Origin of the sequence: Chryseobacterium urinae (genome assembly GCF_030518295.1) — a bacterium.
Classification (GTDB): Bacteria; Bacteroidota; Bacteroidia; order Flavobacteriales; family Weeksellaceae; genus Chryseobacterium; species Chryseobacterium mucoviscidosis.
In genome coordinates this window covers 36,816-62,985 of record NZ_JAULSJ010000020.1, presented here as the reverse complement: position 1 = coordinate 62,985, position 26,170 = coordinate 36,816, and the positions used below count along the sequence as shown (strand labels likewise).

The following is a 26,170-nucleotide window of genomic DNA, read 5'->3' as shown; positions in this document are numbered from 1 at the left end:
AAATTATTAATTATTCTGACGGTCGTGCTTCTTTAATTCTCTTTCAATTTCATTTACTTCTGTGAGTGGAAGAAGATAGCTTTCTTGAATATAATCGAGAAGATTCTGGTGAGTCTGCTTATTCATTTTCCTGATGAATAGGTGATTTCCGGACTTTAGAGATTCTATAAAATGATCGGTGTGAAGATCTTTGCCGAAAAAAGGATGATCGATAACGGCTCTTTTGTCATCATTCACAATAATATCCGTAAAATCTGTATTCATTAAGACCGTCTGAAAGAATGATTCAGCCGGAAGAAGCGTATGAAGATAATAATCCTCAAAATCCATAACCTTTTTGTTATTGGTTAAGAAAACGCAGGTTTCTCTTGTAAACATAAACCATTTTCCTCCAATGTAAGGTACAACACCCTTCATAAATTCTCTTCTGTAAACATAAGAAGAAATTTTGTGGGTAAGTTCGGTAAAATGATTCTGTATTCTTTTTAGCGTATCCGGTCTGTAAAACTTCTGGTCGTAATAGAAAATATAGTTCCTGCCTTTATTAACAGTAAGAAACTGGCGGATAATCTGTTGCGATTTTAAAGGAGAATCTTCACCGCTTAGATTAATGAAATAATCCCACTCTATACTTGCATTAAGAAGATATTCCATTGCATTCAGTTCTGTCTGGATCATGCTGAAACCGCCGGAAACGATGTTTACACTTTCCAAAATATAAACATTGGGAAACCGCACAAGATAATTCTGTATTTCTTCCGTTAAATCTGCTTTTGCTTTCCGGTCTATGTGGATAAGATAGAACTGATCTCTTGTATAAATCTTTTCAAACATCTCCTTAAAGACCTCCGGTTTATGATGAAGCATAATAAAATAGGCAATTCTCACCTGCTTTAAAGATCCGGAAGGAGAATTCTGTGGATTTGCCAGAATTGCATCTGAATATTTTTGCATAAGAATTAGATTAAAATCATCGGCATTATGCAAACAATTCTGTTGGGCGTGAAAGGTATGAATAAAATTTTGATAATCAACCTATTAAATTAAACAGTATTCATTTATTTTATCCTATCTTTGCAAAAGTATCAATAAAACAGGTTTCTGCCTTCGTTATTCTGTAATAGTTTAAGATCACAATTTTTCTTTCAGTTTACTTTTTCAGCCACCCGATTATCAGAGCGATTTCAAGTAGAATCTGTGAAGTCGACAGATTTATAATACCATAATTTTAATACCCATTACCATGCAACAAGGCACAGTAAAATTTTTTAACGAAGCAAAAGGCTTCGGATTTATTTCTCCTGCAGACGGAGGAAAAGACATTTTTGTACATTCTTCAGGATTAAGCACAAGAGAAATTCGTGAAAACGATAAAGTGAGTTTTGAAGTACAAAAAAGCGAGAAAGGATTAAACGCAGTTAACGTTAAGCTAGTTTAATTCTCCACATACACGAATGAAAAAATTTTTGAAACATAATCTTTATAGATAATCTGTAAGTTCGTATAATGTTTGACTATATTAAGTAGAAATTACTTTTTATTTTTTTTATGTTCATCGACCTCTTGTGAAAACAAGAGGTTTTTATCTGAATAATAATCTCAGATTAAAGTACATTAAAAAACAGCATTACTTTATTAAAGAAATTACAATCATATTATTAACGGTTTCTTTTAAATTTAAAAAAGCATTTCAAAATAAGATAAATTATCAACATAATTTTAATTTTTCACTCAAAAGTGTATTTTTTAATTTTTTTTGCCCGTTTTTTGCTCTTTGAAAATTATCACCTACTAAATATAAGATCATGAAAAAATACTTCTTCCTTCTTTCCTCTTTTATCTTTTCAGGATTTTCTGCACAGGAAACTATGGCTCCAGAAACTCCGGCTAAAAAAGATGTCATTAAAATGACAGTTCCCGAAACCTCAGATAAAATGAACATTATCAAGACGAATGTTACCGCATATGTTTTCAGAAACATCAATCTATCATACGAAAGAGCTTTTAATAAATGGTTTTCTTTAAATATGGGATTCGGAACCATGCCTGAAGGTAAAGTTCCTTTCATCAATTCATTTCTGAGCGATGAAGACGAAAAAAGATTTCAGAATCTCGAAGTGAAATCATTCAATTTTACAATAGAACCACGCTTTTATCTGGGAGCAGGCTATGGAAAAGGATTTTATGTAGCGCCTTATTACAGATACTCTAAAATAACTTCCAATACGTTTGATTTTTACTATGATTATACATTCAGCGGAACGACCTATCAGATTCCTCTGAAAGGAAACGGAAGCGCACACGGAAACAGCGGCGGCGTAATGGTGGGTGTTCAGTTTTTCCTTACGCCAAGCAAAAATTTAGTTCTGGATTTCTGGATCGCAGGAGCGCATTACGGAAAAGGACAGGGCGATTTTACCATGACGAGTGATGTGATCCTGACTCCCGATATGCAGGCTCAGCTAAAAAAAGAAATTGAAGATCTGGATATTCCTTATGTGAATTACACCGTAGAAACCAATGCAAACGGAGCCAGAGTAAATGTAGACGGACCATGGCTTGGCTTCAGAAGCGGACTGTCTCTGGGATATCGATTTTAAAAATTTTTACTGCCTACCTAAAACCGTTCTTTCTGGAGAACGGTTTTATTTTTTGAAATAAACACGCATGTATTCATCTAACGTTTCTGTCCACTATGCTATTCAGTTTGTTTTAGGATACAGGTATTTCATTAAATATGATAAATTATCTCAAAGTTCTTTAAACTGTAGTGAAACGGAAGATTTTTACAGACAGTTCAAACAAAAAGGGGCATTAAACTTAGCATTGATTCCAGAAAATAAAATAGCCGAGAACTTTATTGTCCGAAAATTTTCCGGCTTCAATCATAAACCATTAGTTGAGGTCATCTATTCCGGATATTCGGAATACTTTCATATTTCACCCGAAAGAATTGTTCCGATAAAAAATTACAGAAAACAATTTATCCTGAAAACTGAAAATCATCTGTACGAGAAAATTTACAATATCATTAAATATTATTATGAAAGTTCTTTAATAGAAACTAATGATCCCATGTATCAGCATTTTTATGCAAGTGCATTCTCTCATCTTACCGGCAAAACCGAGGATGATATACCTGAAATTTATCGACTGATGGATGAAAAAAACTATCATTTGATGATGGCAATGTTTTGCATCAAAGGTGTTGGAAATATGGAAATGCATAATGGATTGCAGGGAATGGAGTTATTACCCGAAGACGAAAATTTAAGGACATATATGCTTCCTGAATGGGGAAGTCAGTTTTTGTATACAATTTTCAGATAAATTATATCTAAAATACTTTTCACAATTAAAGAAAAGAAATATCTTTCCTGTATGAATTCATCACAAATCACCACCACCCAAAGAATCAAAGCGATTGTAGGCGGATCGATCGGAAATCTGGTAGAATGGTACGACTGGTATGCTTACGCTGCCTTTGCCATTTATTTTTCAAATTCTTTTTTTCCGGATTCGGATATGACGGCACAGCTTTTAAACACAGCCGGAATTTTTGCAGTCGGCTTTCTGATGCGTCCCGTCGGAGGATGGCTTTTCGGAAGTATTGCCGACAGAGTCGGAAGAAAAAAAGCAATGACGCTTTCCGTTTTGCTGATGTCTTTCGGATCTTTACTCATTGCTTTAACGCCCACTTATAAAACCATCGGTGTTTTAGCTCCTCTTCTTTTGCTGATCGCAAGATTATTGCAGGGACTGAGTGTTGGCGGAGAATATGGCGTTTCGGCAACCTACCTCAGCGAAATGGCAACTTCAGACCGGAGAGGATTTTATTCCAGCTTTCAGTATGTTACTTTAATTGGTGGACAGTTAATTGCACTGGGAATTCAGCTCATTTTACAGAAATTGCTTTTAACGGAAACCCAACTCGAAGATTGGGGATGGAGAATTCCTTTTGTAATCGGAGCCTTACTTTCTGTTATCGCTTTATATTTAAGAACCAATCTTCATGAAACTGAAGCTTTTGAAAACAAAAAAGATCTGGGTGAGAAGAAAAAAGGGACTTTAAAAGAACTGCTTAAACATCCGAAAGCATTAATTACCGTTGTGGGATTAACATTGGGAGGAACATTAGCGTTCTACACCTACACAACCTATATGCAGAAATTTCTGGTGAATACCGTTCATCTTACCAAAGAAGAGTCTACGCTTATTTCTTTTATTTCTTTGTTTATTTTCGCTTGCTTACAGCCTGTTTTCGGAGCGCTGTCGGATAAGATCGGAAGAAGACCTTTATTATTAGCATTCGGAATTCTGGGAACCCTCTTCACCTATCCCCTGCTAAATGCCTTAAGTCACACTACATCCATGTGGGGTGCGTTTTTCCTGATTATGTCGTCTTTAATTATCGTGAGCGGCTACACCTCTATCAATGCCGTAGTAAAAGCCGAACTTTTTCCGTCCGAAGTAAGAGCTTTGGGAGTCGGGCTACCTTATGCTTTAACGGTTGCCGTTTTCGGAGGAACGGCAGAGTATATTGCCCTATGGTTTAAACAGGCAGATGTGGAGCACTATTTTTACTGGTATATTACCGCTTGTATTTTCTTTTCCTTTGTAGTCTACATCAGAATGAAGGACACCAGAAAAACCTCTACACTGGATAAGGATTAATTAATAATAAAAAAATCGCGGCTCAGATTCCCTGAGCCGCGATTTTTATCTAATGATAAGCCTGCTTAAATTTCTCTAAAATATTGTCCAGATTATGCCTCTGAACATAAACGCTCTTCACATCTTCATACCTTGGCGATTTATAAAAAACTTCGTGGAAATCCATACTGCCGTTCCCTACTTTCACCACTTTCTGTACTTCGATATTCAACTTTCTTAATTCGTCTTTAAAAACCTGAAATTCATCTTGTATATTCTTCATCTATATTTTTGGATTTAATTAAAATTACCTCTTTACATCAAACACCCTACCAAAATAAAGGGGTCGTGTTTAAATTCTGAATAAAGTTAACAAAATATTCCTTACAAACATAAGATTTAAACATTATTTTATTACTTTTTTTAATAAAATCAAATTTATTTTAAAATATAGATACAGATTCAGCAGATTTAACGTTTAAATAAATAATTTGAAAAATTCCACAGATTGTGCTTAAAATCGCTTTTTCAGAACTATTTTTATCACTGTTTAATTTTTTTCCATACAGAGAAACCTGAATTCAAGAACTTCCGATTGTGCTTCAATTCAGTAAAATCTTCAAGATGAAAAAATCCTGATTTTACGATCCAAACCATCTGAAAAAAATATGAATGTTGATAAATTTCACAAAAAATGAACTTTCATTAACGTTAAAATTTTAATTTCGTGTTTTAAAAATTACTTCGTGAATTATTTCCAAAGATTGAAACGTGATATTAAAGATCTTTTACAGTTTATAAAAAAGCCAGATGACGTTCAGATTGAATTTTCTTCAAAAGGAAAATTTCACTTTATTTCCAATCTGCTGATTATTGAGATTATTTTCTTTTTGGTTTTAGTGCTTCCTTTAAACTATCTCGCGGAAAAATTTATCACTCTAAAACCATCCGATGCTTTTGAAAATTTAACATGGTTTCTAGCGGTCTTTTTAATGGTAATTTTTGCTCCGCTTTCAGAAGAATTTATTTTCAGATACGCTCTCCGTTACAAAAAACTTTTTTCACACTTTATCAGCAGGGAAAAATGGGACAGAATTTTTCCGTTTTTAGTCTATATTTCTTCAATCATCTTCGGATTGGTGCATTTGGATAATTATGTGAATGATTCGTGGACTTTTTATGCATTGTCACCCTTCATTGTGGCTTCTCAATTGTCGGGAGGGCTTATTTTAAGCTACATTCGTGTAAGACTGAATATTTTTTACAGCATGCTTTATCATGCGTTATGGAATCTTCTTTTCGGAATTTCTATTCCTTGCATCATGTTGCTTTTTACGTCTCCTTTTGCTGAAAAAACACAGGATTACGATATAAGAATTGAGCAGAAAGCTTTTATAAATGACAACGAACCTGTATTATCTGAAACAAAAATAGTTGATGACAGAATATACAGCATTGAAACCAGACAATATTCACTTCAGAGTTTATTGGATCATCTTTACAGAAAAGATCAGTTTACTACAGACGAAGGCTTGATGAATATTCATTTCAAATCCGAAAAAGGAATTTCCAAGGATGAATTTTTGAAAATTTTACAGAAAGAATACGAAATCAAATAAAAAAAGGTTAAAACCAATCGATTTTAACCTTCTTATATCTACAACAAATTACTTCTTAGTTTCTTCTTCCAGTTCCACTTCAGGTCTCAACTGAGCTTTATAAAGCGTGGAGTAATATCCGTTTTTGTCCAGAAGTTCGAGATGCTTTCCTTCTTCCACAATTTTTCCATGTTCCATGACGATAATTTTATCGGCTTTTTCAATGGTAGAAAGTCGGTGTGCAATAATGATCGACGTTCTGTTTTTCGTAATTTTTTCCGTAGCTCTCTGAATCAGTTTTTCACTTTCGTGATCGATGGAAGACGTGGCTTCATCCAAAATCAGAATTTTCGGATCAGACAGATAGGCTCTTAAGAAAGACAGCAATTGTCTCTGCCCAAGAGAAATGGACGAACCTCTCTCGCTTACCACATAATCATATCCTCCCGGAAGCTGTTCTATAAATTCATCAACTTCAATTTCTTTTGCCCCTGCTTTTATTTTATCCAGCGTAATGCTTTCATCCCCGAAAGAAAGATTCTCAAAAATACTTCCGTGGAACAGAAAAACATCCTGCAGAACAACCCCGATGTGACTTCTTAAATTATAAAGCTCATAATCTTTCAGATCCACATCATCAATTAAAATATTTCCAGAATTAATATCATACAATCTTGTAATTAAACTGATGATCGTAGATTTTCCGGCTCCGGTTGCTCCAACGATTGCAACAGTTTCACCCGGATTTACTTTAAAATCAATTCCCTTTAATACTTCCTGCTTTTCATCGTACGCAAAATGTACATTTTTAAACTCTATTTTTCCGTCAAAATGATCTTTCCTTACTTTTCCGTTGTTCGGCATCGCATTGTCTTCATCCATTAATCCTAAAACTCTTTCTGCACCTACAATTCCTCGCTGAATATTGTTGAAACGGTCGGCAATCTGTCGTAAAGGACGGATCAGCATCGAAATATACTGGATAAACGCAATCACAACTCCCGCACTGATCGTAATATATCCTCCGTAAAAAAGGATAAACCCGATAAAAAGAGACGAAATTAATTCCACCACAGGAAAAAACAGCGAGAAGATAAAAACCGTTCTCAGCAAAGCACTTTTTAAAGTAATATTGATATCATCAAACTTTTTAAATTCAGCTTCCTGCCTGTTGAAAACCTGAATGATCGGCATTCCCGCCAGTCTTTCCTGAACGAAAGAATTTTGGTTCGAAGTCCAGTTTCTTTCATCTCCGAATGCTTTTTTCAGCCTTTTCTGGAAAAATCTTGTAATGACGACCATTAAAGGTAAAATCGCCAATGTAATATAACTGAGATGAACATTGGTACTGAACATCATTACCAGTACAAAAATAATTCTCAGTACATCTCCGAAAACCATTAAAAAACCATCCGTATAAACCGTTGCAATGGTTTCCACATCACCAACCGCTCTCGTCACCAACTGCCCGATCGGAGTTTTATCGAAGAAAGACGTTTTAAAATAAATCAGCTTATTATACAACCTCTCTCTTATGTCTCGGATTACATTCTGCGAAATGAAATTGGAGAAATAAACCAGAAAAAAGTTTAAAATGGTTTCTGTGAAAACCAGACCAATCAGAAGATAAATATGCTTTAGCATCAATGCTTTATCTTTCAGTTTGGTGATATCATTATCCACCACTTCCATGGTAAGATAAGGACGGTAAGTAGAAACTATTGCCAGAAAAATGGAAATCACTAAAGTAAGGATGAACCAAGAACGGAACTTCATTCCGATAAAGAACAGCCTCTTTACAATTCCCCAGGTATCTTGTTTTTTCATTGTACGAATTGAAGAAAAGAATTATATAAAATTCTATGCAAAAATAAGACTTTCAAATTTGTCTGCCTTTACAAGTTTGTGAAATACCCATGAAAAATTCAGATAGGTGTTATTTATGGTATAGATGAAAAACAATAAAAATGCTCAATTTAAAACTAAGCAAAGCAAAAAACACGGATCACCGGAGATCTCCGGCAGCAAGATTTTACAGGTTCTTATCGTCGGAAGTTCCGACGGGGCAAACCAATATTCAGGAAAGCAAATGTGAATGTCCGACAGGGCAAACCAATTTTGGGGCAGGCAAAAATAAACTTCCGATAGGGCAAACCCATATTCAGGGAAACAAATGTGAATTTCCGACAGGGCAAACCAACTCTTGGGCGTACAAAAATGAACTTCCGACAGCGCAAACAAATATTCAGGGAAGCAAATGTGAATGTCCGACGAGGCAAACTACCAATGACGGCTGAAAATCATACTCCTAAAGTCCCGCGAAATATTGTAATGCACAGGCAAGTCTTTCGATTTCGTCCATGATTTTCGTTTTTTTGTTTTCTTTTAAACACAAATTACACCAATATTTTTTCACAAATAGCTCAAATCTATTTAAAGCAATTTTTTAATTGATTGGTGAATATTCGTGGTATTATTTGTGGAATTTGTGTTTAAATATCACTCAAAATCATATCCAACATCCACGAGATACAATCCGTGAGCCGGTGCAGAAGTTCCCGCAGAATTCCGGTGTTTGTCTTCAATAACTTTTCTTACGTCTTCAGGCTGTAATTTTCCGGAACCTACTTCTACCATTGTTCCTACAATAGCTCTCACCATATTTCTCAGAAAGCGGTTCGCCGAAACGGTAAATTTCAGTTCACTTCCATGCTGTTCCCATTCTGCTTTGTAGATTTTGCAGAGGTTGGTTTTATTGTCGGTGTGTAATTTTGCAAAGCTGGTAAAATCCTCATATTCAAATAAAATTTTACAGGCTTCATTCATTTTTTCGACATCCAAAGGTTTTCTCCAGTGTTGCCACGCCGATTCTTCCGTGAACGGATTTTTTTCAAGCGAAATATAGTACTCGTACGTTCGGTAAGTAGCATCAAAACGTGCATGGAAATCATCTTTTACAGGAAAAATCCTTTTAATGGAAATATCTGCCGGAAGAAAACTGTTCAGTCTTCTCACCAGTTCCTGATCCGGAATTTTCTCCGTATCAAAATGGGCAAAAATCTTCTTCGCATGAACGCCCGTATCCGTTCTTCCCGCTCCCGTTGTCTTAATCTCTTCTCTTAAAATCGTGGAAAGTGCTTTTTCCAGCTCTTCCTGCACAGAAATAGCATTCGGCTGAATCTGGTAACCGAAATAATTCTTGCCGTTGTAGGAAAATTCTATAAAATATCTCAAGGTAATAAAATAAATATCTGTTGTTTATTGCTACATATAACTTAATTTGAATCAATATCAATTTGTATTTCTTCCATAAACGAAGTGGCTTTGTTTAACTTAAAAAAAATTGTTTTAATAAAACTTTGTTTAACCTTGCGAAAACTTAGACGCAAAGGAATACAAAGATTTTTATTTATCTACAATTCCCAAATATTTTAAAGATAAACAAAGGCATTTCATTTATTACAGAAAGACAAGTTAAAATGCACAGCAGATTATAACTCTACAAAAATACTTTAATTTGATGATAATCAATAACAGATTTTTTAAATAAATATCGAAAAGTAGCTCCCATAATCATCCAAATCCATGTGAAATTTCCTATTTTTGCAAACGTATGAAAAGATGGTACCTCTATCCTTTTTCCCTCGGCTATCACATGGTAACGGGTATCCGAAACACAATGTATGATCTGGGAATTTTTAAATCTGTGAAATTCAAAACGCCGATAATCTGTGTCGGAAACCTTTCTGTGGGCGGAAGCGGAAAATCGCCGATGGTGATGTATCTTGCTCATTTCCTGTCCAAACATTACAGAACCGGCGTGCTTTCCAGAGGATACGGAAGACTTACAAAAGGATATGCTGTTACGAATTATGAAAGCAACTACAAAACTGTAGGCGATGAAGCCATGCAGTTGTTTGAACGCTTTAAAAACCGTTTTGTAATTGCAGTTTCCGAAGAAAGAGTTCCCGGAGCCAAAAAAGTAATCAGCGATATGGATCTTGATGTTCTGGTTCTGGACGATGCAATGCAGCACAGAGCGATAAAAGCCGGATTCAACATCATGATGACCGATTTTAATGATCCTTATTTTAAAGATCATCTTTTGCCGGCGGGAGATTTGAGAGAATCAAGAGCAGGATCCAAAAGAGCGGATATCATCATGGTGAGCAAATGTCCCGATGAACTTACCGAGGAAACCAAACAGTATTACATTTCCAGAATAAGACCGAACCGTACACAGAAAGTATTCTTTTCATCCATCGGATACGACGAAAATGTATACGGAAGAGAAAAAATGCTTCCCGATAACAACCTGAATTATTATGATATTCTTTTAATTACAGGAATTGCCAATCCTAAACCTCTCCTCACCCATCTTGCAAAATTTTCGCAAAGGGTAAAACACTTAAAATTCAGAGATCATCATAATTTCACGGAAGCAGACATCAAAAATATCGTAGCGGAATATAAAAAATTAGGGGAATATAAATTGATTTTAACCACTGAAAAAGACTACGTGCGCCTGAAAAGTTTTGATTATCTTAGAGATATTGTGTACTACTGGCCGATCAATGTAATTATTGATAAAAAGGAAGAATTCAATCAAATCATCTTAGATTATGTTAGAAAAAATTAAGCAGACCGCAGATTTCGTTAAAAACATCATTAAAGAAACTCCCGATTTTGCCATTGTTTTAGGCTCCGGCTTAGGCAAACTGCAGGATGAAGTGGAAGCTATTCATACTTTAGAATACACTGAAATCCCCAACTTTCCGCAGACTACCGTTGCAGGACACGGCGGAAAACTGATCTACGGAATTCTGGAAGGAAAAAAAGTTCTGATGATGAGCGGTCGTTTTCATTACTACGAAGGGCATTCCATAGAAACGGTGGTCTTTCCGATCCGTGTTTTTTATCTGTTGGGAATTAATAATCTCATTCTTTCCAATGCTTCAGGCGGAATTAATCCGGGCTATAAGATCGGAGATATTGCAATCATCCGGGATCACATCAATATGATGCCTGAACATCCGCTTCGTGGCAGAAACATCGATTCTTTCGGTCCCCGATTTGTGGATATGAGCGAACCCTACAACAGAAAAATGATCTCAGTTGCACAAAATGTTGCTTCTGAACAGAATATTACCGTCCACGAAAGTGTTTATTTAGCTTTACAGGGACCCACTTTCGAAACTCCCGCAGAATACGGAATGATTAAAGCCATTGGCGGAGATCTTGTGGGAATGAGTACCGTTCCGGAAGTGATCGTTGCTAAACATATGGGAATGGATGTTTTCGGTATTTCTGTCGTGACCGATTTGGGCGGTCCCGATATTGCCCACTCCGTTTCTCACGAAGAAGTTCTGAACGCTGCCAATACAGCCATGCCGAATGTAATTGCAGTAGTAAAAGGTTTGGTGAAAAATTATTCATAAACCTAAGATTATTAACAATAAACTTGTTTCAACTAATTTCAGAATTAACCGCAAAAGGGACAAAAGATAATGTTAAAGCGAATTTCCATAATTATCAAAGCGCTCAAAAGAATAAAAATCAAAGATTTTTAAAAACTATTGTTTTCTTTTTCATTGATAATGTTCAGCTTTAAATAAAAAAAGATAATGATATATAATGTTGTACCAAAATAATTAAACAACAGCACTACAATTAAAACAGCATCAATCTTGGTGCTGTTTTTTTATTTTTTGTTGTATAAAAGTTTAATATCATGAATTCAAAAGTATGAATTTTCGTTCAGTTTATAAATAAATAAAATTCAATTATTATGAAGTCATTAAAGGAATTCATCACAGAAAATTTAGAAAAATCAACTATTAATACTGTTCAAGAAAATACAGAAAATTTAGAAAAACAAGTTGACGAAAATGACAATTTAGAGACTGTTGTTGAAAACACAAGTAAAGAAACTGAATAGTAGTTTTATTAATTTTTAAATTAAAGAATTATGAATACTACTGAAAAAACTGATATAAGTAACGAAGAAAAGTCTATTGATGATTTATCAACAGACTTATTAAATGTTTTAAATAAAAAGTTTCCAAATATGAGGGATAAAACACAAAAAAGACTTAAAAATAGATTTAGTCAATTAATAAGTTGTTTTTATGACTCAATAAATAGATAAATTTAATCTTCGTATTCTTCTTCCAAAAGCTCTAATTCAAAATCGTTAAATGTTTTTGTAATAAAATCTCCTGTATGTTTACTGTAATATCGACAAATTGGATATTTGGGATTTGGTACTTTAAGATTTTTGCTCATATCATTTTCCCATGTTTTATCAAAGGCTACAATGATCATTTCGAAAGCTTCAGTAGTTTTATGACATACTAAATCTCCAACGTTTAAATTTTCTTGCATAAAATTATTATTTTCGCAAAAATAACATTATAAAAATCCTTAAACAATCCGTGTTTTTACGGAATACGTATTCAAATTAAATATTTTCTTTTATAATAAACCCTCTATTTTAGAGGGTTTTGCATTTTTTAGCCTTAAATCTTTTTTATATATTTGTATAAATATCCTTAATAAGGTATTTGTATTATTAAAAATAAAATCATTCCGAAAGGAATGTAAAATAAATCGTGCTTAATTGCATTATTGCTAACCTAAATTACCACAACGAAGTTTTCGGACTTCAAAATAAAAAGCAAATAATGTATATAAGGTGCGCCTGTATTGGCGTGGCTTGTATCATTGCTTTTTAAGGGTGTGGTAGCCCTTGGTTAACGTGGTACAATGTCCACGCTTTATTTTTTAATTTATTAACCAAAACTACCACACAATGAAATTTGAATTCTCTACATTCAAAACAGTAGCATTATGTTCTTTAATGATGTTTGCAAATTATTCCTTATCAGCCCAGACAAAGTTTTCTTTAGATGATGATTTTGTAAAAAAATTCAATTACGAAACATTTTATCCTGTTGAATATAAACAGATAGTCGATGGTTCAAAAACCAGAAATGCTTATATGATTTCAATTGATAAACCAATCCCGATTTCCTCTGATGAATTAAAGGGTTCTTTTAATATCATTTCAGATAAGATGAGATTTACAGACGATGGCGTTGAAGGACTTTTTCTGGAAAATGAATTATCGGAAGAAGTTACAAAATATTTTGAAGTTGATGATAGCAATGTACTATTGGTTGAAAATGAAAACACTAAAAAACTATATATGCTGGAATCAAGTATTCTTCAAAGTATGAAAAATGAAAAAGCAAAAATCCAAAAAAATATATCAGATAGAAAAACTATAAATGATTTAATGCAGTCGATTGGCTATAAGCCATATCAATTAGGAGAAAACCTTTACATCAAAACAAAATATTACAGAATCCTTTGCAATAATTCTACTTATGAAGTTTTACAAAAAGATAAAGATTATTTGAAAAAAATAGATGGCTGGTATGAACAACAACAAACCGTAAGAAAACAAATCATAGCCACTACACCTAAATTGGCTAATTATTTAAGATTATACAGATTGCAAAGAAATAGAATGTCAAAAGCCGATATATCAGCTTGGAGTGCAATTACAAAATCTGCAACTGCTTTAAATAACAAACAAGTTTATTTAACCGATAAATTATGGGGATTAGTTGAACTTAATGATACCACTAAAAACTACCTTAAATATTCAGATGAATTTATTGATTATTTAGGAGCTTCTACAGGAGTATTAGGTCTTTAATGAAATCTGGCAATGCCGGATTCATAGTTTGCTATCTCGTATGTTAGATATATATTATACTAATAATCATAAATTTATAATTAATTTCATTAATTTTGTCATATATTAGAGAAATAATTATATGCACGAAACTTTATCTAAGCAATTTTTTGAAATTATTAAATTATCATTTTTCCAAGGTTGTAGTGAATTTTATAGTTCTTTTAAAAAAATAAAAACATATTTATTAGGTTCTATTGGTGCTTTGTATTCTACAAAAGATAAATTAATAATAGAAATAGATGAAAATTTTAAATTATTTTTAAATGATCATCCTTGGTTAAAAGCATTATTTTTCTTTGTTCTTGTAATTGTTTTACTATTTATATACTATCAGATAAAACAATTTTTAATTCAAAGCTGGAGAAGATATATTTTAATAAAAAGAGAAAGTGTATATGGTAACGCTATCGTATTATTAAGTGAAGGATATGCTAAAATCCATCACAATAAAAATAAAGAACTAACCGTTGAAGAAGTAAAAGCTATATTAATTGAGTTTTGCGATAAGATTCGAGATATTTATGAATTTAAAACTAAATCAAAATGTAGTGTATCTATTAAAACTATTATTGATTTAAAGATAGAAGGAAATGGAATAAACTTTGACACAAGAGTTGTAAATTTATGCAGAGATAGTAAATGTAGCAGATATTCAATGGAAAAATATGATGAAATTGAACATAATATTGCTAATAATACTTGTTATCAAAATATAATTAGTAAATTTTTTTCTAATAAATTTGATGAGATGTATTTCTTATCAAATGATATTTTATCCATTGATAATTATGAAAACTCAAGTTTCCAATTATATCCAGAATACAATAATGAAAAAAGATTAACTTTAGAATTGAGAAAAAAACATTTTCCTTTGAAATATAAAAGCGAATTAGTTGTAAGCATCTCTCCTATGATAAGTGAAAAACGAACAACTTCACCAATTTTAGGTTTTTTATGTGTTGATTGCGAGTTATCAAATGAGGAAGTTTTCACTACTAGATTTGATGTTCCTTTATTAAAAGGAGTTTCTGATGGACTATATGATTTTATAAAATCTAAACTTCATAATTAAAATGGAAGATACAATCTTAATTAAAAAAAGTGATGGCAGAACAATTTCTGTTACAGCCACTCAAGGTAAAGAAGGAATTATTTTAACAAAAAGTGGAGATAAGTCTATTGATGCCCATAAAAGAAAAATTATTATTGAGCCAATGGATATTGAAGTGTATAAAAAATTTATTAATGCTAATGTTGAGATAAAACAAGAAAATAAATTTCTTTATTATTTAAAACGTTTAATAAAATAGGAGCTTGATTTTAAGCTATCAGTTCTTCGTAAGTAAGCCTTTCTGTAGCAGTAAGCAATGCAAGATTGAATCTATCTCCCTCTTTATAGTTTTTAGTGTTGTATCTGAAAGCAAACTCATCACAGTATTTTTGAAGATGTTTTGGACTAACAGAATGATAAATACCTAAAATACCTCGTTTTAGTAAACTCCAGAATCCTTCAATACTATTCGTATGGAAATTATCTTTTACATATAAACCTTTATTATGAGGTATGCTTTTGTGTTCAAAGGTTTTATGTACTTTTGAATAACCTCGCCAACCATCACTTACCACAATAGAGCCTTCTTTTACAAAGTCTTTAATAATTGTTATTAGAGTTTTTCCCTTTGTATTTGGAACTATTTCGGTCGTGACAATTCCATTGCTAAGTAAGCCAAATACAACGGTTTTTGTTTTGGTGCTTCGACCCTGTGTTTTCTCTGTTCTATTTTTCTTTGATTTTTTCTGATTCTTTCCTCCTACAAAAGTTTCATCCACTTGAGTAACGCCATCAAATTTACCTGTCATATCATCTTGGAAAGTATTTCTAATTCTACTAAGCATGAACCATGCAGTTTTCTGAGTTACTTCGATATCTTTTGCAAGTTGATGACTGCTAATTCCTTTTTTATGAGATGAAAAGATGTAGATAGCTAAGAACCATTTTTTGAATTTAATATTTGAATCTTCAAACATAGTTCCTATCCTTACTGTAAAACGCTCCCTGCAATCCTTACATTTGTATAGCCCTTTGAATTTTCCTGCTTGTTTTAGCTTATAATGATTTTCTCTAATACTTCCACAATGAGGGCAAACTGGTTCTCCATTCCAACGTAATTCTTCAAAATATTCCCTGCATTTTTGTTCTGTATCTAAAACCTCTATCATCTTGATTAGAGAATTAAATTCAGAGTTATAAGTATTTGAATATGAATATTTTATCATATTTTATTGATATTATAAATTTATAAAAATTTTACGAGGCTGAACAATGCAGCAAAATAAATTTTTGTGCTTTTTTACAATTGTTTTACTGCAATATTGTCAGCTTGTTAGTTGTTGAAGTTTGTTTAATTATTCAAATATTTAGATACATACCATGTGATACATTGGTGTGTAAAATTTAATAGATCAAATAAATATTGACTATTAAAAACGTTTTGAAAAAATTCTAAATCAGGAAAATGATTTGTCACGAATGAAAACAGTGGATTAATTATCAATGTTGATAAAATTGAGGCTACAAACTCGCTTTTAATAATCATTAATAATCCATTTGATTTTTTAGGATTTTGATTTTTTAAAACATTCTGTTTTTTAAGTTGATTGCTTCTTTTCGCAGAAGAAGCTTTTTTAAACTTTTTCATAATAAAATTATTTTTTATTTCTAAATAATTTTAACAACCAATGAAAAATAAAAACAGACGTTTTTTAAAGTAAAGAATCAGTTGAATTTCAATTGATTCTTTCTGGTTATCAATAATTTACAATTATCAATTATTCAATGTAAATATTATTAATTATAATCAAAATAAATAAATTTTAATAACGTGTGAATATTTAGTTAAATTATGTTAAATGTTTAAACTTGACAATTTTTGACTTTTATTGTCAAAAAAATTTTCTACAATATAATTGACTTGGAATTTTTAAGGAAAAATAGCTTTAAATTAATAACTGAATGTGGTCATAAATAGAATAGTAAAATTAAAAAAACTACATAAAATTATAAATATATGAATGCAACAAAAAATAAAAAACAGCACCAAGATTGATGCTGTTTTAATTGTAGTGCTGTTGTTTAATTATTTTGGTACAACATTATATATCATTATCTAAAAAAATTTAGTAGATCTTTTGTGACTTTTGCGGTTAAATAAAGTTTAAACAGACTTAATATTTGTCGATGTTTTCAGAACGATAAAATTTGTGAATTTTTTAATTGTAAATTCAATAGAAATCTTCAATCCCATCAATTTTTATAAAGTCATCAAAAAATCAGTATGGATTGCACGGCATTGTATAGCTTTGCATACATAATTTTTTTGAACATGAAAAAACTGTTGTTACTATTAATGATGGGAATTTTCGGATTAGGCTGTTCTCAGCAGACCCCGAAAGTCCTGAAAAAGAGTTTCTCCAAACAAGCTTTGGCGCAGAAACTGGAAGATGAAGACGGAAAAACGGTTACCATTCAGCAGATTCTGGATCAGCATAAAGGTAAAGTTCTGGTTATTGATTTTTGGGCAGGATGGTGCAGAGACTGTTTAAATGCACTTCCGAAAGCCAAAGAACTGGAAGAAAACAATAAGAATATAGATTTTGTATTTCTTTCTTTAGACCGTTCCAAGGAAGGCTTTGAAAGAAGTCTGGAAAAATTTGAGATGAAAGACAAAGAAAACTACTGGTTCTCATCCGGCTGGAAAAACGATTTCAATAATTATGTTGATCTGAACTGGATTCCACGTTATATGGTGATTGATCAGAAATCTGCCATTGCAAAATACTACGCTATTACTCCTGAAGATCCGGAAATACAGGCAACAATTGATAAACTTTTGAAGTAATTCTTATTTTTACCGCAAAGTAAAACAAAGCTTTATTTTTTATATTGTCTATTATTTTAAGTTATACAAAGGCGCTTCGCTTAAATAAAGTAAGACAAAATTTATTCAATTGTATTTCGAAAATAAGTGAAACGGCTTTGTTTTATCTTAAAAACATTTCATTTCTATAAATCTTTGTCTATCCTTGCGATTAAATAAATTCAGGACAAAAGAAAATAATTAAAAATACAGGAATCCATATCTTTGCGGTATGGATTCTTCTTTTCCCATGCGCAAAATAATTCACGTCGATATGGATGCATTTTATGCTTCTGTGGAGCAGCACGACAATCCTGCATTGAAAGGAAAAGCAATTGCAGTCGGAGGCGGACATCGTGGTGTCGTTTCGGCGGCAAGTTACGAAGCCAGAAAATTCGGAGTCCGGTCTGCAATGCCCAGTAAAACGGCAAAAGAAAAATGTCCGCACCTTATTTTTGTACCTCCGCGTTTTGCGCGTTATAAAGAAATTTCTAAAAAAATCCGTGAAATCTTTTACGAATACACCGATCTGGTGGAACCGCTTTCTTTGGATGAAGCCTATCTCGATGTTACAGAAAATAAAAAAGGAATGGAATCTGCCAATCAGATCGCCAAAGAAATCCGTCAGAAAATTTTTGAACAGACCGGACTTACTGCTTCCGCAGGAATTTCTGTGAATAAATTTTTAGCCAAAGTCGCTTCAGATATCAACAAACCGAATGGACAAAAAACCATTCATCCCGACAAAATCGAAGGTTTTCTGGAAGAACTTCCGGTAGAAAAATTTTATGGAGTCGGAAAAGTAACGGCTAATAAAATGTTCAGCTTAGGCATTTACAAAGGGAAAGATCTAAAGAAAAGATCCATTGAAGATTTAACAAGACTGTTTGGAAAATCCGGAGCTTATTATTACAACGTGGTTCGCGGAATTCATCATTCGGAAGTAAAACCGCACCGCATCCAGAAAAGTGTGGCGGTAGAAAGAACTTTTTTTGAAGACCTTTTTGATGAACAGCAGGTTGACGAAAAATTACAGAGCCTGAGCGAAGAACTGCAAAACAGATTGCAGAAAAATAATATTCTCGGAAGATCTTTAACTTTAAAAATTAAATACAAAGATTTCTCACTCTACACAAGAAGCATCACCAAAGAAGAATATTTCTCCTCTGCCGAACAATATTTCAATACCGGAAAAAAACTTTGGGAACTAAGACCTTTCGATAAGCCGGTGAGACTGTTGGGATTATCTCTTTCGCAGCTCAACACCGAAGAAAAAAAACAGGTTTCCGTTCAACTAAAAATCCCGTTTAAAGAATTCGAAGATCAATAATCCGTTTTTTTTCACTAAATTGTAGTAACCAAATTTTACAATTTATGAATGAAACGATGATTCAGTATTTCCATTGGTATTCTGAAGGAGACAGCAAGCTGTGGAAAGAAGCAGAACAAAATGCAAAATATTTAGCCGGACTCGGCATTACCTCAGTCTGGTTTCCGCCCGCTTACAAAGGCGCAACAGGAGGTCACTCTATTGGCTACGACGCTTACGATCTCTATGACCTCGGAGAATTTGATCAGAAAGGAACGATTCCCACCAAATACGGCACAAAAGAAGATTACCTGAAAGCGATAAAAGCGCTTAAAGAAAACAATATTAAAGTAATTGTAGATATTGTACTTGGACATAAAGGCGGCGGCGATGAACTGGAAACCTTTAAAGCATTAAAAGTAGATGAAGAAAACAGAGAAAAAATAATCTCAGATGAAATAGAAATACAGTCTTATACCAAATTTACCTTTCCCGGAAGAAATAAAAAATATTCTGAATTTGAATGGAACTTCACCTGCTTTAGCGGTGTAGATTATGCAGAAGGAATGGATTCGCAGATTTTTAAAATTAAAAATGAATACGGAACCGACTGGGAAGAAATGATCGACGATGAGAAAGGAAATTACGATTATCTGATGTACAATGATGTAGAGCACAGAAATCCTTTCGTGCGCGAGGAACTGAACAACTGGGCAAAATGGTATTTTGATGAAACCGATTTCGACGGCGTGAGACTGGATGCCTTAAAGCATATTTCATTTGATTTTTATAAAGAATGGCTCACTCTTCTCCGTTCCAATACCGGAAAAAATATTTTTGCGGTCGGCGAATATTGGGCTCCCGGATATCTAAATCTCTTGCAGAAATACATAGAAGTTACCGAAGGATGCATGAGCCTGTTCGACAGTTCGTTACAGAATAATTTTCACACCGCTTCCAACGAAGGAAATTCTTACGATTTGCGGAGAATCTTTGACGAAAGCCTTACTCAGGCAGATTCGCTTCACTCGGTAAGTCTTGTGGATAATCATGACACGCAGCCTTTACAGGATCTTGAAGCTCCAGTTGAAGAATGGTTCAAACCTTTGGCGTATGCGTTGATTCTGCTGAGAAAAGACGGTTATCCGTGTGTATTTTATCCGGATCTCTACGGAGCGCATTATGTGGATAAAGATAAGGAAGGCAACGATCAGGAAATATTTTTAAATAAAGTGGACGGTATTGAAGAACTTCTGAAAGCCAGAAAAAACAATGCTTATGGAGAACAGAGAGATTATTTTGAGGATGCCAATTGTCTTGGATGGGTTCGTGAAGGTGATGAGGAACATTCTGGATGTGCGGTAGTTTTAAGCAATAAAGATGCGTACGAAAAACCTATGGAAATGGGAGAAAGATACATCGGACAAACGTTTTATGATGCTTTGGGAAGATTTGAAGATAAAATTACCATCGATGAAAACGGTTGGGGAAATTTCCCGGTTCCGGCGGGAAATGTAAGTGTATGGCTTGCTGAATGAGTCTGAACACAATATCACAAATGGCTTTCACAAATAAAACGAATACTTTTGCAAATAGCACAATTTTAAATGAAGCTATCTAAAATTTATTTGTGTTATTAGTGAAAATATTTGTGACATTTGTGTTGAAAAAATAAAACTAAACTTTTCGGAGTTCAAGAATTTCCGGTCGCTCAGAGTGATCGGAAATTTTCCCTGTTCTTGCAAATTCTGCCCAGAGCGTACGAAGTTTTTTTCCGTTTTCCTGAATGTGCTTCCACGGAACATCTTTTAAAAGTTCTGCCGATTTCCACGCTTCCTGATTTTCGAAAATCAACGGAAGATCTACACAGTGGGAAGCTCCGATATAATTGTTTTTCAGAACGGACTTAATTTTAAACCGGTAAATATTTCCACCGCCTGAAGCATAATTTTCAGCAAAAATCTCTGCCGGTTTTTCATAAATGGATTCTGTTGTTTTACGAACGATTTTGTTGAGAATCTTTTCGTGAAGATAGGTGTAAAGTCCTTCCTGAGCTGTTTTTACATAAAAAGCAGTTTCGTCATGATTGGAACCGATCAATACATCATATTTCTTCGCATTCGCTTTCCATTCTGGTAAACTTTCCTCTTCTGTGCATAAGGGGGCAAAACCATATTGCGTACAGAAAGGCATGGACGTTTTTAAACCATATTTTCTGAATGACGGTAAAAATTTTACGTATTCATCCACCATTTTCAGGGGATCTTTTTCATGTTTCAGAAAATCGGTCTTCCTGAAAAATTCTAAAGACATTTTGCTTCTTTTCATCCTGAAACCAAGCGGCGCGCTGTGGATAATAGCTCTTTTAAACAAACCATCAATTCCTTCGGAAATCATCAGATGTGCAATTGCATCGCCTCCCGAAGACTGCCCGAAAAGAGTAACATTTTCCGGATTTCCACCAAAACTGTGAATATTTTTCTGAATCCATTTCAGGGATTCCATAATATCGAATAAACCTAAATTGGCAGGTCTTTCTTCACTTCCTCCCAAAAATCCGAAAAGCCCGAGACGATAACTTACAGCAACAACAATAATATGCTGTTCTTTCACCCAAACGGAAGGATCGGAAGTGGGAAGATCTCCGCAGCCGATTTCATACGAACCTCCGTGAATCCAGACTACCACCGGAAGTTTTTCATTTTCTTCAAAATTTTCAGGACGGGTGACTGTTAAAAACTGAGGAGATTCATCGGGTTCAAAATGATCGATATTTGTTTTCTGGATCAATCTTTCAAGTAACGGACTGATGTGTTGAGGACAAACCGGTGTTTTATCCGGAATTTCGTGACTCTGTATTTCTTCCACAGGAACGGGCTTTTTATATCTTTCTGATCGCGCGTACCGGATGCTTTTCGCTTTGATCACACCGTTTGTTTTTATTGCAGATATTTTACCGATAGAAGTATGAAAAGTATGAATTCCTGTGTTTTGTTTTGCCGTCATGATGAAACAATATTGTCTGCTTTTTAAAGGTAGTGATTTCTTACTTTAACTTCACCTCAATATCTCTTTTTTGCGCTAATTTAACCAACAGATTTGCTCGTTTTACCCGTGGAAATTTATTTTTTTAAACTAATTCAATGTTTTATATTCACTTGGAGAAACACCGACTTTGCTTTTAAAAAGTCTGGTAAAATGTTGCGGATATTTAAAGCCTAAATTATAAGAAATTTCACTGATGGATTTTGCAGAATCGAAAATCTGGTCTTTTGCCACATCAATCAGTTTATTGTGGATAAATTCCTGAGCAGAAACTCCCATTTCTTTTTTAATGAGATCGCCAAAATAATTCGCGGAAAGATTAAGTTGTTCCGCAAAATAATTTACCATTGGAAAGCCTATATTTTTTGGTTTTTCGGAGGTGAGATAATCATTCAGAAGAGTTTCAAATTTTCCGATGACTCCCTGATTGATGTGATCTCTGGTGATAAACTGACGGTCGTAAAACCGCATACAGTAATTCAGGAACAGTTCGATATTATTTACAATTAAAGATTTACTGTGTTTATCAATCGGCTGTTCCAGTTCATGCTTTATATTTTTAAAACATTCAAGAATAATTTCTCTTTCTTTTTCTGAAAGATGCAGTGCTTCATGAACTTCATAGGAGAAAAAATTATAGTCTTTGATATTTTTTCCGAGGTTGGTTCCTTTTAATAAATCAGGATGAAAAATAAGAGCAAAACCGGCTGGCTGAATGTAGGTACCTGCATTAGAAATTCCGTACGTCTGTCCCGGAGCGATAAAAACCAATGTTCCTTCCTGATAATCGTAGCTGTGTTTTCCGTACTGCATATCGCCGCACATCACATCTTTTAAAAAGACCGTGTAAAAACCAAATTGTCTCAAATGCTGACAAATAGGATCGGATTTGGAAAAATCGATTACACTTACCAAAGGATGTAACGTCTCATGGTTCAGCATTTTATTGTATTCTGAAACCGTATTGTAGATTTCAACCTCCTGATTTTTCATGAAGTAAATTTTAATTGCTTTTCAAAATTACCACTTTTAATCCTACGTTTTATTTCGTCTGTAAAATTGGTACATCTTTCCGTAATTTATATAAGATGATTTGTTCTAAAAGGTTCGAATTTTGCAGCTAAGAAAATAACGAATTTCCTATTCTGAATCAAAGAATAAACTAATCAAAATAATTAATACTAAACAAAATGAGTACATTCACAGTAAAAGCTTACGGAGCAGAATCCAAGACTGCCGATTTACAGGAATTAAATATTGCAAGAAGAGAAGTAACGGCAAAAGACGTAGAAATTGAAATTCTATACTGCGGCGTTTGTCACTCCGATCTTCACACCGCAAGAAACGACTGGGGCGGATCAATGTATCCTGTAGTTCCGGGACATGAAATTGTAGGGAGAATTACAAATGTAGGAAATGAAGTTTCTAAATTTAAAGTCGGAGATCTTGCGGCAGTCGGCTGTATGGTAGATTCTTGCGGCGATTGCGAAAGCTGCAAACAAGATCTTGAGCAATATTGCCAGAATGGTTTCACAGGCACTTACAACGGACCGGACAAACATTTGGGAGGTCATACTTTCGGCGGATATTCTCAGAAAGTAGTTGTAGATGAACATTTCGTATTAAGTGTTCCTGAAAACTTAGATTTAGCGGCTGTTGCTCCTCTTCTTTGTGCAGGAATTACAACATGGTCTCCATTAAGACACTGGAATGTAGGTCCTGATTCTAAAGTTGCTGTTGTAGGTTTGGGAGGTTTGGGACACATGGCGATTAAACTGGCAAAAGGTTTGGGCGCTGAAGTAACGTTATTCTCCAGAACTCCAGGAAAAACGGAAGATGCTAAAAATCTGGGAGCAGATCATGTGGTGATTTCTACGGAGCATGATCAGCTGGATGCTGTAAAAGGGAAATTTGATGTGATTATTGATACTGTTCCTTATGAACACGACATTAATCCTTACATGCAAACCGTTGCTTTAAACGGAACTCTGGTTATGGTAGGATTTGTAGGAGAGTTTGAAAATGAAGCTCCAAGTACAAGACCGCTTATTTTCCAGCGCCGTTCGGTTGCCGGATCTTTAATCGGAGGAATTGCCGAAACTCAGGAACTTTTGGATTTCTGCGGAAAACATAATATTGTATCGGATATTGAATTAATCAAAATGCAGGATATTAATGAAGCGTATGACAGAATGCTGAAAAGCGACGTGAAATACCGTTTCGTGATTGATATGCAATCTTTGTAATTCTTTGTATATTGTTAACTAAGGCTCTCTTCGGAGGGCTTTTTTGTTGACGGTTGGTGGTTTATGGTTTATGGTTTATGGTTTATGGAAATTAAGCTTTCTGATGGTTAAATTTTTCTGATGGTTAAATTTTTACAATGCTACCTTTCTTAAATGGTCATATTTTCCTTCCATATGTTTAAATGCCCATTCTGCCATGGAACTGATAACCGGAATTAAACCTTTTCCTGCCTCACTCAGTTCATAAGTAACATGGGGCGGAACAACCGGCTTTGCAGTTCTGATGATCAGTCCGTCATTTTCTAATTGCTTTAAATGCTGAATCAGCATCTTTTCGGTTACCGCAGGAATAGCGCGTTTCAGTTCGCTGTACCTTTTGTCTCCGTTGGAAAGATGATATAAAATAACCGGTTTCCAGAATCCGCCGATTTTTTCCATGACATACGTTACGGGACAGGAATCCAGTGCGTATTTTTTATTCTGCTGAATGGTGGATGTTTCTTTTATGGCTGTCATAATGAATACATACTTTAGGGTAAGTACTTGTATAAAAGTAAGTACAAATATACCTTTGTATCAGGAAATAAAAAAATAATTATCAACAAAAAAAATAAAAATTATGAAAATCATCATCACCGGTTCATTGGGAAATGTAGCAAAACCTCTTGCAGAGCAATTAATTGCAGAAGGACATGACATCACCGTTATCAGCAGCAGCGAATCTAAAAAAAGTGAAATTGAAAATCTGGGAGCCAAAGCCGCTATCGGTTCTATTACAGACCTGAACTTTTTGGTTGAAACTTTTAAAGAAAATGATGCCGCGTTTCTGATGACTCCACCCAATATGGGATTTGAAAATCTTGTTGAAAACACAAAAAATGCAGGAAAGAATTACGCTGAAGCCGTTCAACAAACCGGAGTTAAAAGAATTGTAATGCTGAGCAGCATCGGAGCAGAATCTCCTGTGGAAAACGGACCAATAAAAGGTCTTCATGCTATTGAGAAATTCTATAATGAACTGGAAAATACGTCAGTCACTTTTTTAAGAGCAGGATATTTCTACATTAATTTCTTTAATGATATTCCGCTGATTAAAAATGCCGGAATTCTTGGTGCGAATTATCCGGATCACACGGAAGTTCCATTGGTTCATCCCAAAGATATTGCAAAAGCTGCTGCTGAAGAACTGTTAAAAAATTCTGAAGGCAAACATGTAAAATATATTGTAAGCGATGTTCGCAAAGCTCAGGATTTTGCAAATATTTTCGGAAATACCATCGGAAAACCGGAACTTCCTTGGATAGAATTTAAAGATGAAGATTCTTTAAACGGAATGCTTCAGGCAGGAGTTCCGCAGGAAATGGCAGAATTGTATACGGAAATGGGAAGAGGAATCAGAACAGGCATTGTTCAAAAGGATTTTATTGAACATGGTTCTATTGTTGATGGCGAAATTAAACTGGAGGAGTTTGCGAAAGAGTTTGCGGATAAATTTAATGCTTAATGTTATTTTATAACTTTTTCTTTTGTCTTGAAACAAAAACTCAAGACTCGGAAACTTCCGCTAAAAATTAAAATTTAATCCTAAAATTCCCAAAACTTGCGCGAATTAAAGATTTGTCTTTTGATTTAATATT

General features: G+C 34.0%; 28 protein-coding genes. 18 read left to right on the top strand and 10 right to left on the bottom strand.

The window, feature by feature from the left end; genetic code table 11:
• Positions 1–6 precede the first annotated feature (6 nt).
• On the bottom strand, positions 7–954 hold the full coding sequence (locus QWT87_RS13465; RefSeq protein WP_302716498.1) for a beta-1,6-N-acetylglucosaminyltransferase: 948 nt from the start codon (positions 952–954) through the stop codon (positions 7–9).
• A 289-nt stretch (positions 955–1,243) separates the two neighbouring features.
• Here QWT87_RS13465 and QWT87_RS13460 point away from each other — a divergent pair, with 289 nt between their 5' ends.
• From QWT87_RS13460 to QWT87_RS13445, 4 genes are all read left to right on the top strand, one after another.
• Positions 1,244–1,438 carry a cold-shock protein gene (locus tag QWT87_RS13460; protein WP_116097626.1) on the top strand — a complete coding sequence of 65 codons (195 nt, stop codon included), beginning with the start codon at positions 1,244–1,246 and terminating at the stop codon, positions 1,436–1,438.
• Between the two features lie 367 nt (positions 1,439–1,805).
• Complete coding sequence (locus QWT87_RS13455; protein ID WP_302716497.1) at positions 1,806–2,600, top strand: DUF3575 domain-containing protein; 795 nt, start codon at positions 1,806–1,808, stop codon at positions 2,598–2,600.
• A gap of 67 nt (positions 2,601–2,667) precedes the next feature.
• Positions 2,668–3,330, top strand: a complete 663-nt coding sequence (locus tag QWT87_RS13450) for a hypothetical protein (RefSeq protein WP_302716496.1) — start codon at positions 2,668–2,670, stop codon at positions 3,328–3,330.
• Between the two features lie 51 nt (positions 3,331–3,381).
• Entirely contained in the window at positions 3,382–4,674 is a 1,293-nt protein-coding gene (locus QWT87_RS13445; RefSeq protein WP_302716495.1) for an MFS transporter, read from the top strand.
• Positions 4,675–4,723: 49 nt separating this feature from the next.
• On the opposite strand, the gene QWT87_RS13440 is transcribed toward QWT87_RS13445, so the two are convergent.
• Positions 4,724–4,936, bottom strand: coding sequence for a hypothetical protein (locus tag QWT87_RS13440; RefSeq protein ID WP_029295611.1), 213 nt, complete (start codon positions 4,934–4,936; stop codon positions 4,724–4,726).
• A gap of 463 nt (positions 4,937–5,399) precedes the next feature.
• On the opposite strand from QWT87_RS13440, the gene QWT87_RS13435 reads away from it, so the two are divergent.
• Positions 5,400–6,272 carry a CPBP family intramembrane glutamic endopeptidase gene (locus QWT87_RS13435; protein WP_302716494.1) on the top strand — a complete coding sequence of 291 codons (873 nt, stop codon included), beginning with the start codon at positions 5,400–5,402 and terminating at the stop codon, positions 6,270–6,272.
• A 48-nt stretch (positions 6,273–6,320) separates the two neighbouring features.
• Here QWT87_RS13435 and QWT87_RS13430 read toward each other — a convergent pair whose 3' ends face one another.
• Positions 6,321–8,078 (bottom strand): ABC transporter ATP-binding protein, encoded by a 1,758-nt coding sequence (locus tag QWT87_RS13430; RefSeq protein ID WP_288457099.1) that lies wholly within the window; start codon positions 8,076–8,078, stop codon positions 6,321–6,323.
• Between the two features lie 140 nt (positions 8,079–8,218).
• Between QWT87_RS13430 and QWT87_RS13425 the strand changes: the two genes are divergently transcribed.
• Positions 8,219–8,548, top strand: a complete 330-nt coding sequence (locus QWT87_RS13425; RefSeq protein ID WP_302716493.1) for a hypothetical protein — start codon at positions 8,219–8,221, stop codon at positions 8,546–8,548.
• Positions 8,549–8,750: 202 nt separating this feature from the next.
• On the opposite strand, the gene truA is transcribed toward QWT87_RS13425, so the two are convergent.
• The gene (truA, locus tag QWT87_RS13420; protein ID WP_302716492.1) at positions 8,751–9,485 is read right to left on the bottom strand and encodes a tRNA pseudouridine(38-40) synthase TruA; all 735 of its coding nucleotides are present in this window, start codon (positions 9,483–9,485) and stop codon (positions 8,751–8,753) included.
• 379 nt (positions 9,486–9,864) lie between these two features.
• Between truA and lpxK the strand changes: the two genes are divergently transcribed.
• The 4 genes from lpxK (at position 9,865) to QWT87_RS13400 (ending at position 12,399) form a co-directional block, all read left to right on the top strand.
• The gene (lpxK, locus tag QWT87_RS13415) at positions 9,865–10,890 is read left to right on the top strand and encodes a tetraacyldisaccharide 4'-kinase (RefSeq protein ID WP_271162283.1); all 1,026 of its coding nucleotides are present in this window, start codon (positions 9,865–9,867) and stop codon (positions 10,888–10,890) included.
• A complete protein-coding gene (locus QWT87_RS13410) occupies positions 10,874–11,689 on the top strand; it encodes a purine-nucleoside phosphorylase (RefSeq protein WP_302716491.1) in 816 nt (271 codons plus the stop codon). The genes lpxK and QWT87_RS13410 overlap by 17 nt, the downstream gene beginning before the upstream one ends.
• Before the next feature lie 350 nt (positions 11,690–12,039).
• On the top strand, positions 12,040–12,189 hold the full coding sequence (locus tag QWT87_RS13405) for a hypothetical protein (protein ID WP_302716490.1): 150 nt from the start codon (positions 12,040–12,042) through the stop codon (positions 12,187–12,189).
• Positions 12,190–12,219: 30 nt separating this feature from the next.
• The gene (locus QWT87_RS13400; RefSeq protein WP_302716489.1) at positions 12,220–12,399 is read left to right on the top strand and encodes a hypothetical protein; all 180 of its coding nucleotides are present in this window, start codon (positions 12,220–12,222) and stop codon (positions 12,397–12,399) included.
• Between the two features lie 2 nt (positions 12,400–12,401).
• On the opposite strand, the gene QWT87_RS13395 is transcribed toward QWT87_RS13400, so the two are convergent.
• Positions 12,402–12,635, bottom strand: coding sequence for a hypothetical protein (locus tag QWT87_RS13395; protein ID WP_302716488.1), 234 nt, complete (start codon positions 12,633–12,635; stop codon positions 12,402–12,404).
• 427 nt (positions 12,636–13,062) lie between these two features.
• On the opposite strand from QWT87_RS13395, the gene QWT87_RS13390 reads away from it, so the two are divergent.
• The 3 genes from QWT87_RS13390 to QWT87_RS13380 all read left to right on the top strand — a co-directional run bounded on the left by QWT87_RS13390 (position 13,063) and on the right by QWT87_RS13380 (position 15,326).
• A complete protein-coding gene (locus tag QWT87_RS13390) occupies positions 13,063–13,974 on the top strand; it encodes a hypothetical protein (RefSeq protein WP_302716487.1) in 912 nt (303 codons plus the stop codon).
• Positions 13,975–14,095: 121 nt separating this feature from the next.
• Positions 14,096–15,088, top strand: a complete 993-nt coding sequence (locus QWT87_RS13385; RefSeq protein WP_302716486.1) for a hypothetical protein — start codon at positions 14,096–14,098, stop codon at positions 15,086–15,088.
• Between the two features lies 1 nt (position 15,089).
• Positions 15,090–15,326: a hypothetical protein gene (locus QWT87_RS13380; protein ID WP_302716485.1), complete on the top strand. Its 237-nt coding sequence runs from the start codon at positions 15,090–15,092 to the stop codon at positions 15,324–15,326.
• 10 nt (positions 15,327–15,336) lie between these two features.
• Here QWT87_RS13380 and QWT87_RS13375 read toward each other — a convergent pair whose 3' ends face one another.
• Together QWT87_RS13375 and QWT87_RS13370 are read right to left on the bottom strand one after the other, a co-directional pair.
• Entirely contained in the window at positions 15,337–16,293 is a 957-nt protein-coding gene (locus QWT87_RS13375) for an IS1595 family transposase (protein ID WP_407933590.1), read from the bottom strand.
• A gap of 125 nt (positions 16,294–16,418) precedes the next feature.
• Entirely contained in the window at positions 16,419–16,715 is a 297-nt protein-coding gene (locus QWT87_RS13370) for a hypothetical protein (RefSeq protein ID WP_302716484.1), read from the bottom strand.
• A 684-nt stretch (positions 16,716–17,399) separates the two neighbouring features.
• Here QWT87_RS13370 and QWT87_RS13365 point away from each other — a divergent pair.
• The 3 genes from QWT87_RS13365 to QWT87_RS13355 all read left to right on the top strand — a co-directional run bounded on the left by QWT87_RS13365 (position 17,400) and on the right by QWT87_RS13355 (position 20,780).
• Positions 17,400–17,915, top strand: coding sequence for a TlpA family protein disulfide reductase (locus QWT87_RS13365; RefSeq protein ID WP_302716483.1), 516 nt, complete (start codon positions 17,400–17,402; stop codon positions 17,913–17,915).
• Positions 17,916–18,165: 250 nt separating this feature from the next.
• Positions 18,166–19,263 carry a DNA polymerase IV gene (gene dinB, locus QWT87_RS13360; protein WP_076390728.1) on the top strand — a complete coding sequence of 366 codons (1,098 nt, stop codon included), beginning with the start codon at positions 18,166–18,168 and terminating at the stop codon, positions 19,261–19,263.
• Between the two features lie 44 nt (positions 19,264–19,307).
• Positions 19,308–20,780, top strand: a complete 1,473-nt coding sequence (locus QWT87_RS13355) for an alpha-amylase (protein WP_302716482.1) — start codon at positions 19,308–19,310, stop codon at positions 20,778–20,780.
• A 139-nt stretch (positions 20,781–20,919) separates the two neighbouring features.
• On the opposite strand, the gene QWT87_RS13350 is transcribed toward QWT87_RS13355, so the two are convergent.
• Both QWT87_RS13350 and QWT87_RS13345 read right to left on the bottom strand, forming a co-directional pair.
• A complete protein-coding gene (locus QWT87_RS13350; RefSeq protein WP_302716481.1) occupies positions 20,920–22,248 on the bottom strand; it encodes a carboxylesterase family protein in 1,329 nt (442 codons plus the stop codon).
• Positions 22,249–22,377: 129 nt separating this feature from the next.
• Positions 22,378–23,280 (bottom strand): helix-turn-helix domain-containing protein, encoded by a 903-nt coding sequence (locus QWT87_RS13345; protein ID WP_302716480.1) that lies wholly within the window; start codon positions 23,278–23,280, stop codon positions 22,378–22,380.
• Between the two features lie 197 nt (positions 23,281–23,477).
• On the opposite strand from QWT87_RS13345, the gene QWT87_RS13340 reads away from it, so the two are divergent.
• Complete coding sequence (locus tag QWT87_RS13340) at positions 23,478–24,533, top strand: NAD(P)-dependent alcohol dehydrogenase (protein WP_302716479.1); 1,056 nt, start codon at positions 23,478–23,480, stop codon at positions 24,531–24,533.
• A gap of 132 nt (positions 24,534–24,665) precedes the next feature.
• On the opposite strand, the gene QWT87_RS13335 is transcribed toward QWT87_RS13340, so the two are convergent.
• On the bottom strand, positions 24,666–25,049 hold the full coding sequence (locus QWT87_RS13335; RefSeq protein ID WP_302716478.1) for a winged helix-turn-helix transcriptional regulator: 384 nt from the start codon (positions 25,047–25,049) through the stop codon (positions 24,666–24,668).
• 103 nt (positions 25,050–25,152) lie between these two features.
• On the opposite strand from QWT87_RS13335, the gene QWT87_RS13330 reads away from it, so the two are divergent.
• On the top strand, positions 25,153–26,037 hold the full coding sequence (locus QWT87_RS13330; protein ID WP_302716477.1) for an NAD(P)H-binding protein: 885 nt from the start codon (positions 25,153–25,155) through the stop codon (positions 26,035–26,037).
• The last annotated feature ends 133 nt before the right edge of the window (positions 26,038–26,170 follow it).

Coding starts and splice junctions, on each gene's coding strand:
- QWT87_RS13465 (WP_302716498.1), bottom strand. CDS start 954: ATGCAAAAATATTCAGATGCAATTCTGGCAAATCCACAGAATTCTCCT.
- QWT87_RS13460 (WP_116097626.1), top strand. CDS start 1,244: ATGCAACAAGGCACAGTAAAATTTTTTAACGAAGCAAAAGGCTTCGGA.
- QWT87_RS13455 (WP_302716497.1), top strand. CDS start 1,806: ATGAAAAAATACTTCTTCCTTCTTTCCTCTTTTATCTTTTCAGGATTT.
- QWT87_RS13450 (WP_302716496.1), top strand. CDS start 2,668: ATGTATTCATCTAACGTTTCTGTCCACTATGCTATTCAGTTTGTTTTA.
- QWT87_RS13445 (WP_302716495.1), top strand. CDS start 3,382: ATGAATTCATCACAAATCACCACCACCCAAAGAATCAAAGCGATTGTA.
- QWT87_RS13440 (WP_029295611.1), bottom strand. CDS start 4,936: ATGAAGAATATACAAGATGAATTTCAGGTTTTTAAAGACGAATTAAGA.
- QWT87_RS13430 (WP_288457099.1), bottom strand. CDS start 8,078: ATGAAAAAACAAGATACCTGGGGAATTGTAAAGAGGCTGTTCTTTATC.
- QWT87_RS13425 (WP_302716493.1), top strand. CDS start 8,219: ATGCTCAATTTAAAACTAAGCAAAGCAAAAAACACGGATCACCGGAGA.
- lpxK (WP_271162283.1), top strand. CDS start 9,865: ATGAAAAGATGGTACCTCTATCCTTTTTCCCTCGGCTATCACATGGTA.
- QWT87_RS13410 (WP_302716491.1), top strand. CDS start 10,874: ATGTTAGAAAAAATTAAGCAGACCGCAGATTTCGTTAAAAACATCATT.
- QWT87_RS13405 (WP_302716490.1), top strand. CDS start 12,040: ATGAAGTCATTAAAGGAATTCATCACAGAAAATTTAGAAAAATCAACT.
- QWT87_RS13400 (WP_302716489.1), top strand. CDS start 12,220: ATGAATACTACTGAAAAAACTGATATAAGTAACGAAGAAAAGTCTATT.
- QWT87_RS13395 (WP_302716488.1), bottom strand. CDS start 12,635: ATGCAAGAAAATTTAAACGTTGGAGATTTAGTATGTCATAAAACTACT.
- QWT87_RS13390 (WP_302716487.1), top strand. CDS start 13,063: ATGAAATTTGAATTCTCTACATTCAAAACAGTAGCATTATGTTCTTTA.
- QWT87_RS13385 (WP_302716486.1), top strand. CDS start 14,096: ATGCACGAAACTTTATCTAAGCAATTTTTTGAAATTATTAAATTATCA.
- QWT87_RS13380 (WP_302716485.1), top strand. CDS start 15,090: ATGGAAGATACAATCTTAATTAAAAAAAGTGATGGCAGAACAATTTCT.
- QWT87_RS13375 (WP_407933590.1), bottom strand. CDS start 16,293: ATGATAAAATATTCATATTCAAATACTTATAACTCTGAATTTAATTCT.
- QWT87_RS13370 (WP_302716484.1), bottom strand. CDS start 16,715: ATGAAAAAGTTTAAAAAAGCTTCTTCTGCGAAAAGAAGCAATCAACTT.
- QWT87_RS13365 (WP_302716483.1), top strand. CDS start 17,400: ATGAAAAAACTGTTGTTACTATTAATGATGGGAATTTTCGGATTAGGC.
- dinB (WP_076390728.1), top strand. CDS start 18,166: ATGGATTCTTCTTTTCCCATGCGCAAAATAATTCACGTCGATATGGAT.
- QWT87_RS13355 (WP_302716482.1), top strand. CDS start 19,308: ATGAATGAAACGATGATTCAGTATTTCCATTGGTATTCTGAAGGAGAC.
- QWT87_RS13350 (WP_302716481.1), bottom strand. CDS start 22,248: ATGACGGCAAAACAAAACACAGGAATTCATACTTTTCATACTTCTATC.
- QWT87_RS13345 (WP_302716480.1), bottom strand. CDS start 23,280: ATGAAAAATCAGGAGGTTGAAATCTACAATACGGTTTCAGAATACAAT.
- QWT87_RS13340 (WP_302716479.1), top strand. CDS start 23,478: ATGAGTACATTCACAGTAAAAGCTTACGGAGCAGAATCCAAGACTGCC.
- QWT87_RS13335 (WP_302716478.1), bottom strand. CDS start 25,049: ATGACAGCCATAAAAGAAACATCCACCATTCAGCAGAATAAAAAATAC.
- QWT87_RS13330 (WP_302716477.1), top strand. CDS start 25,153: ATGAAAATCATCATCACCGGTTCATTGGGAAATGTAGCAAAACCTCTT.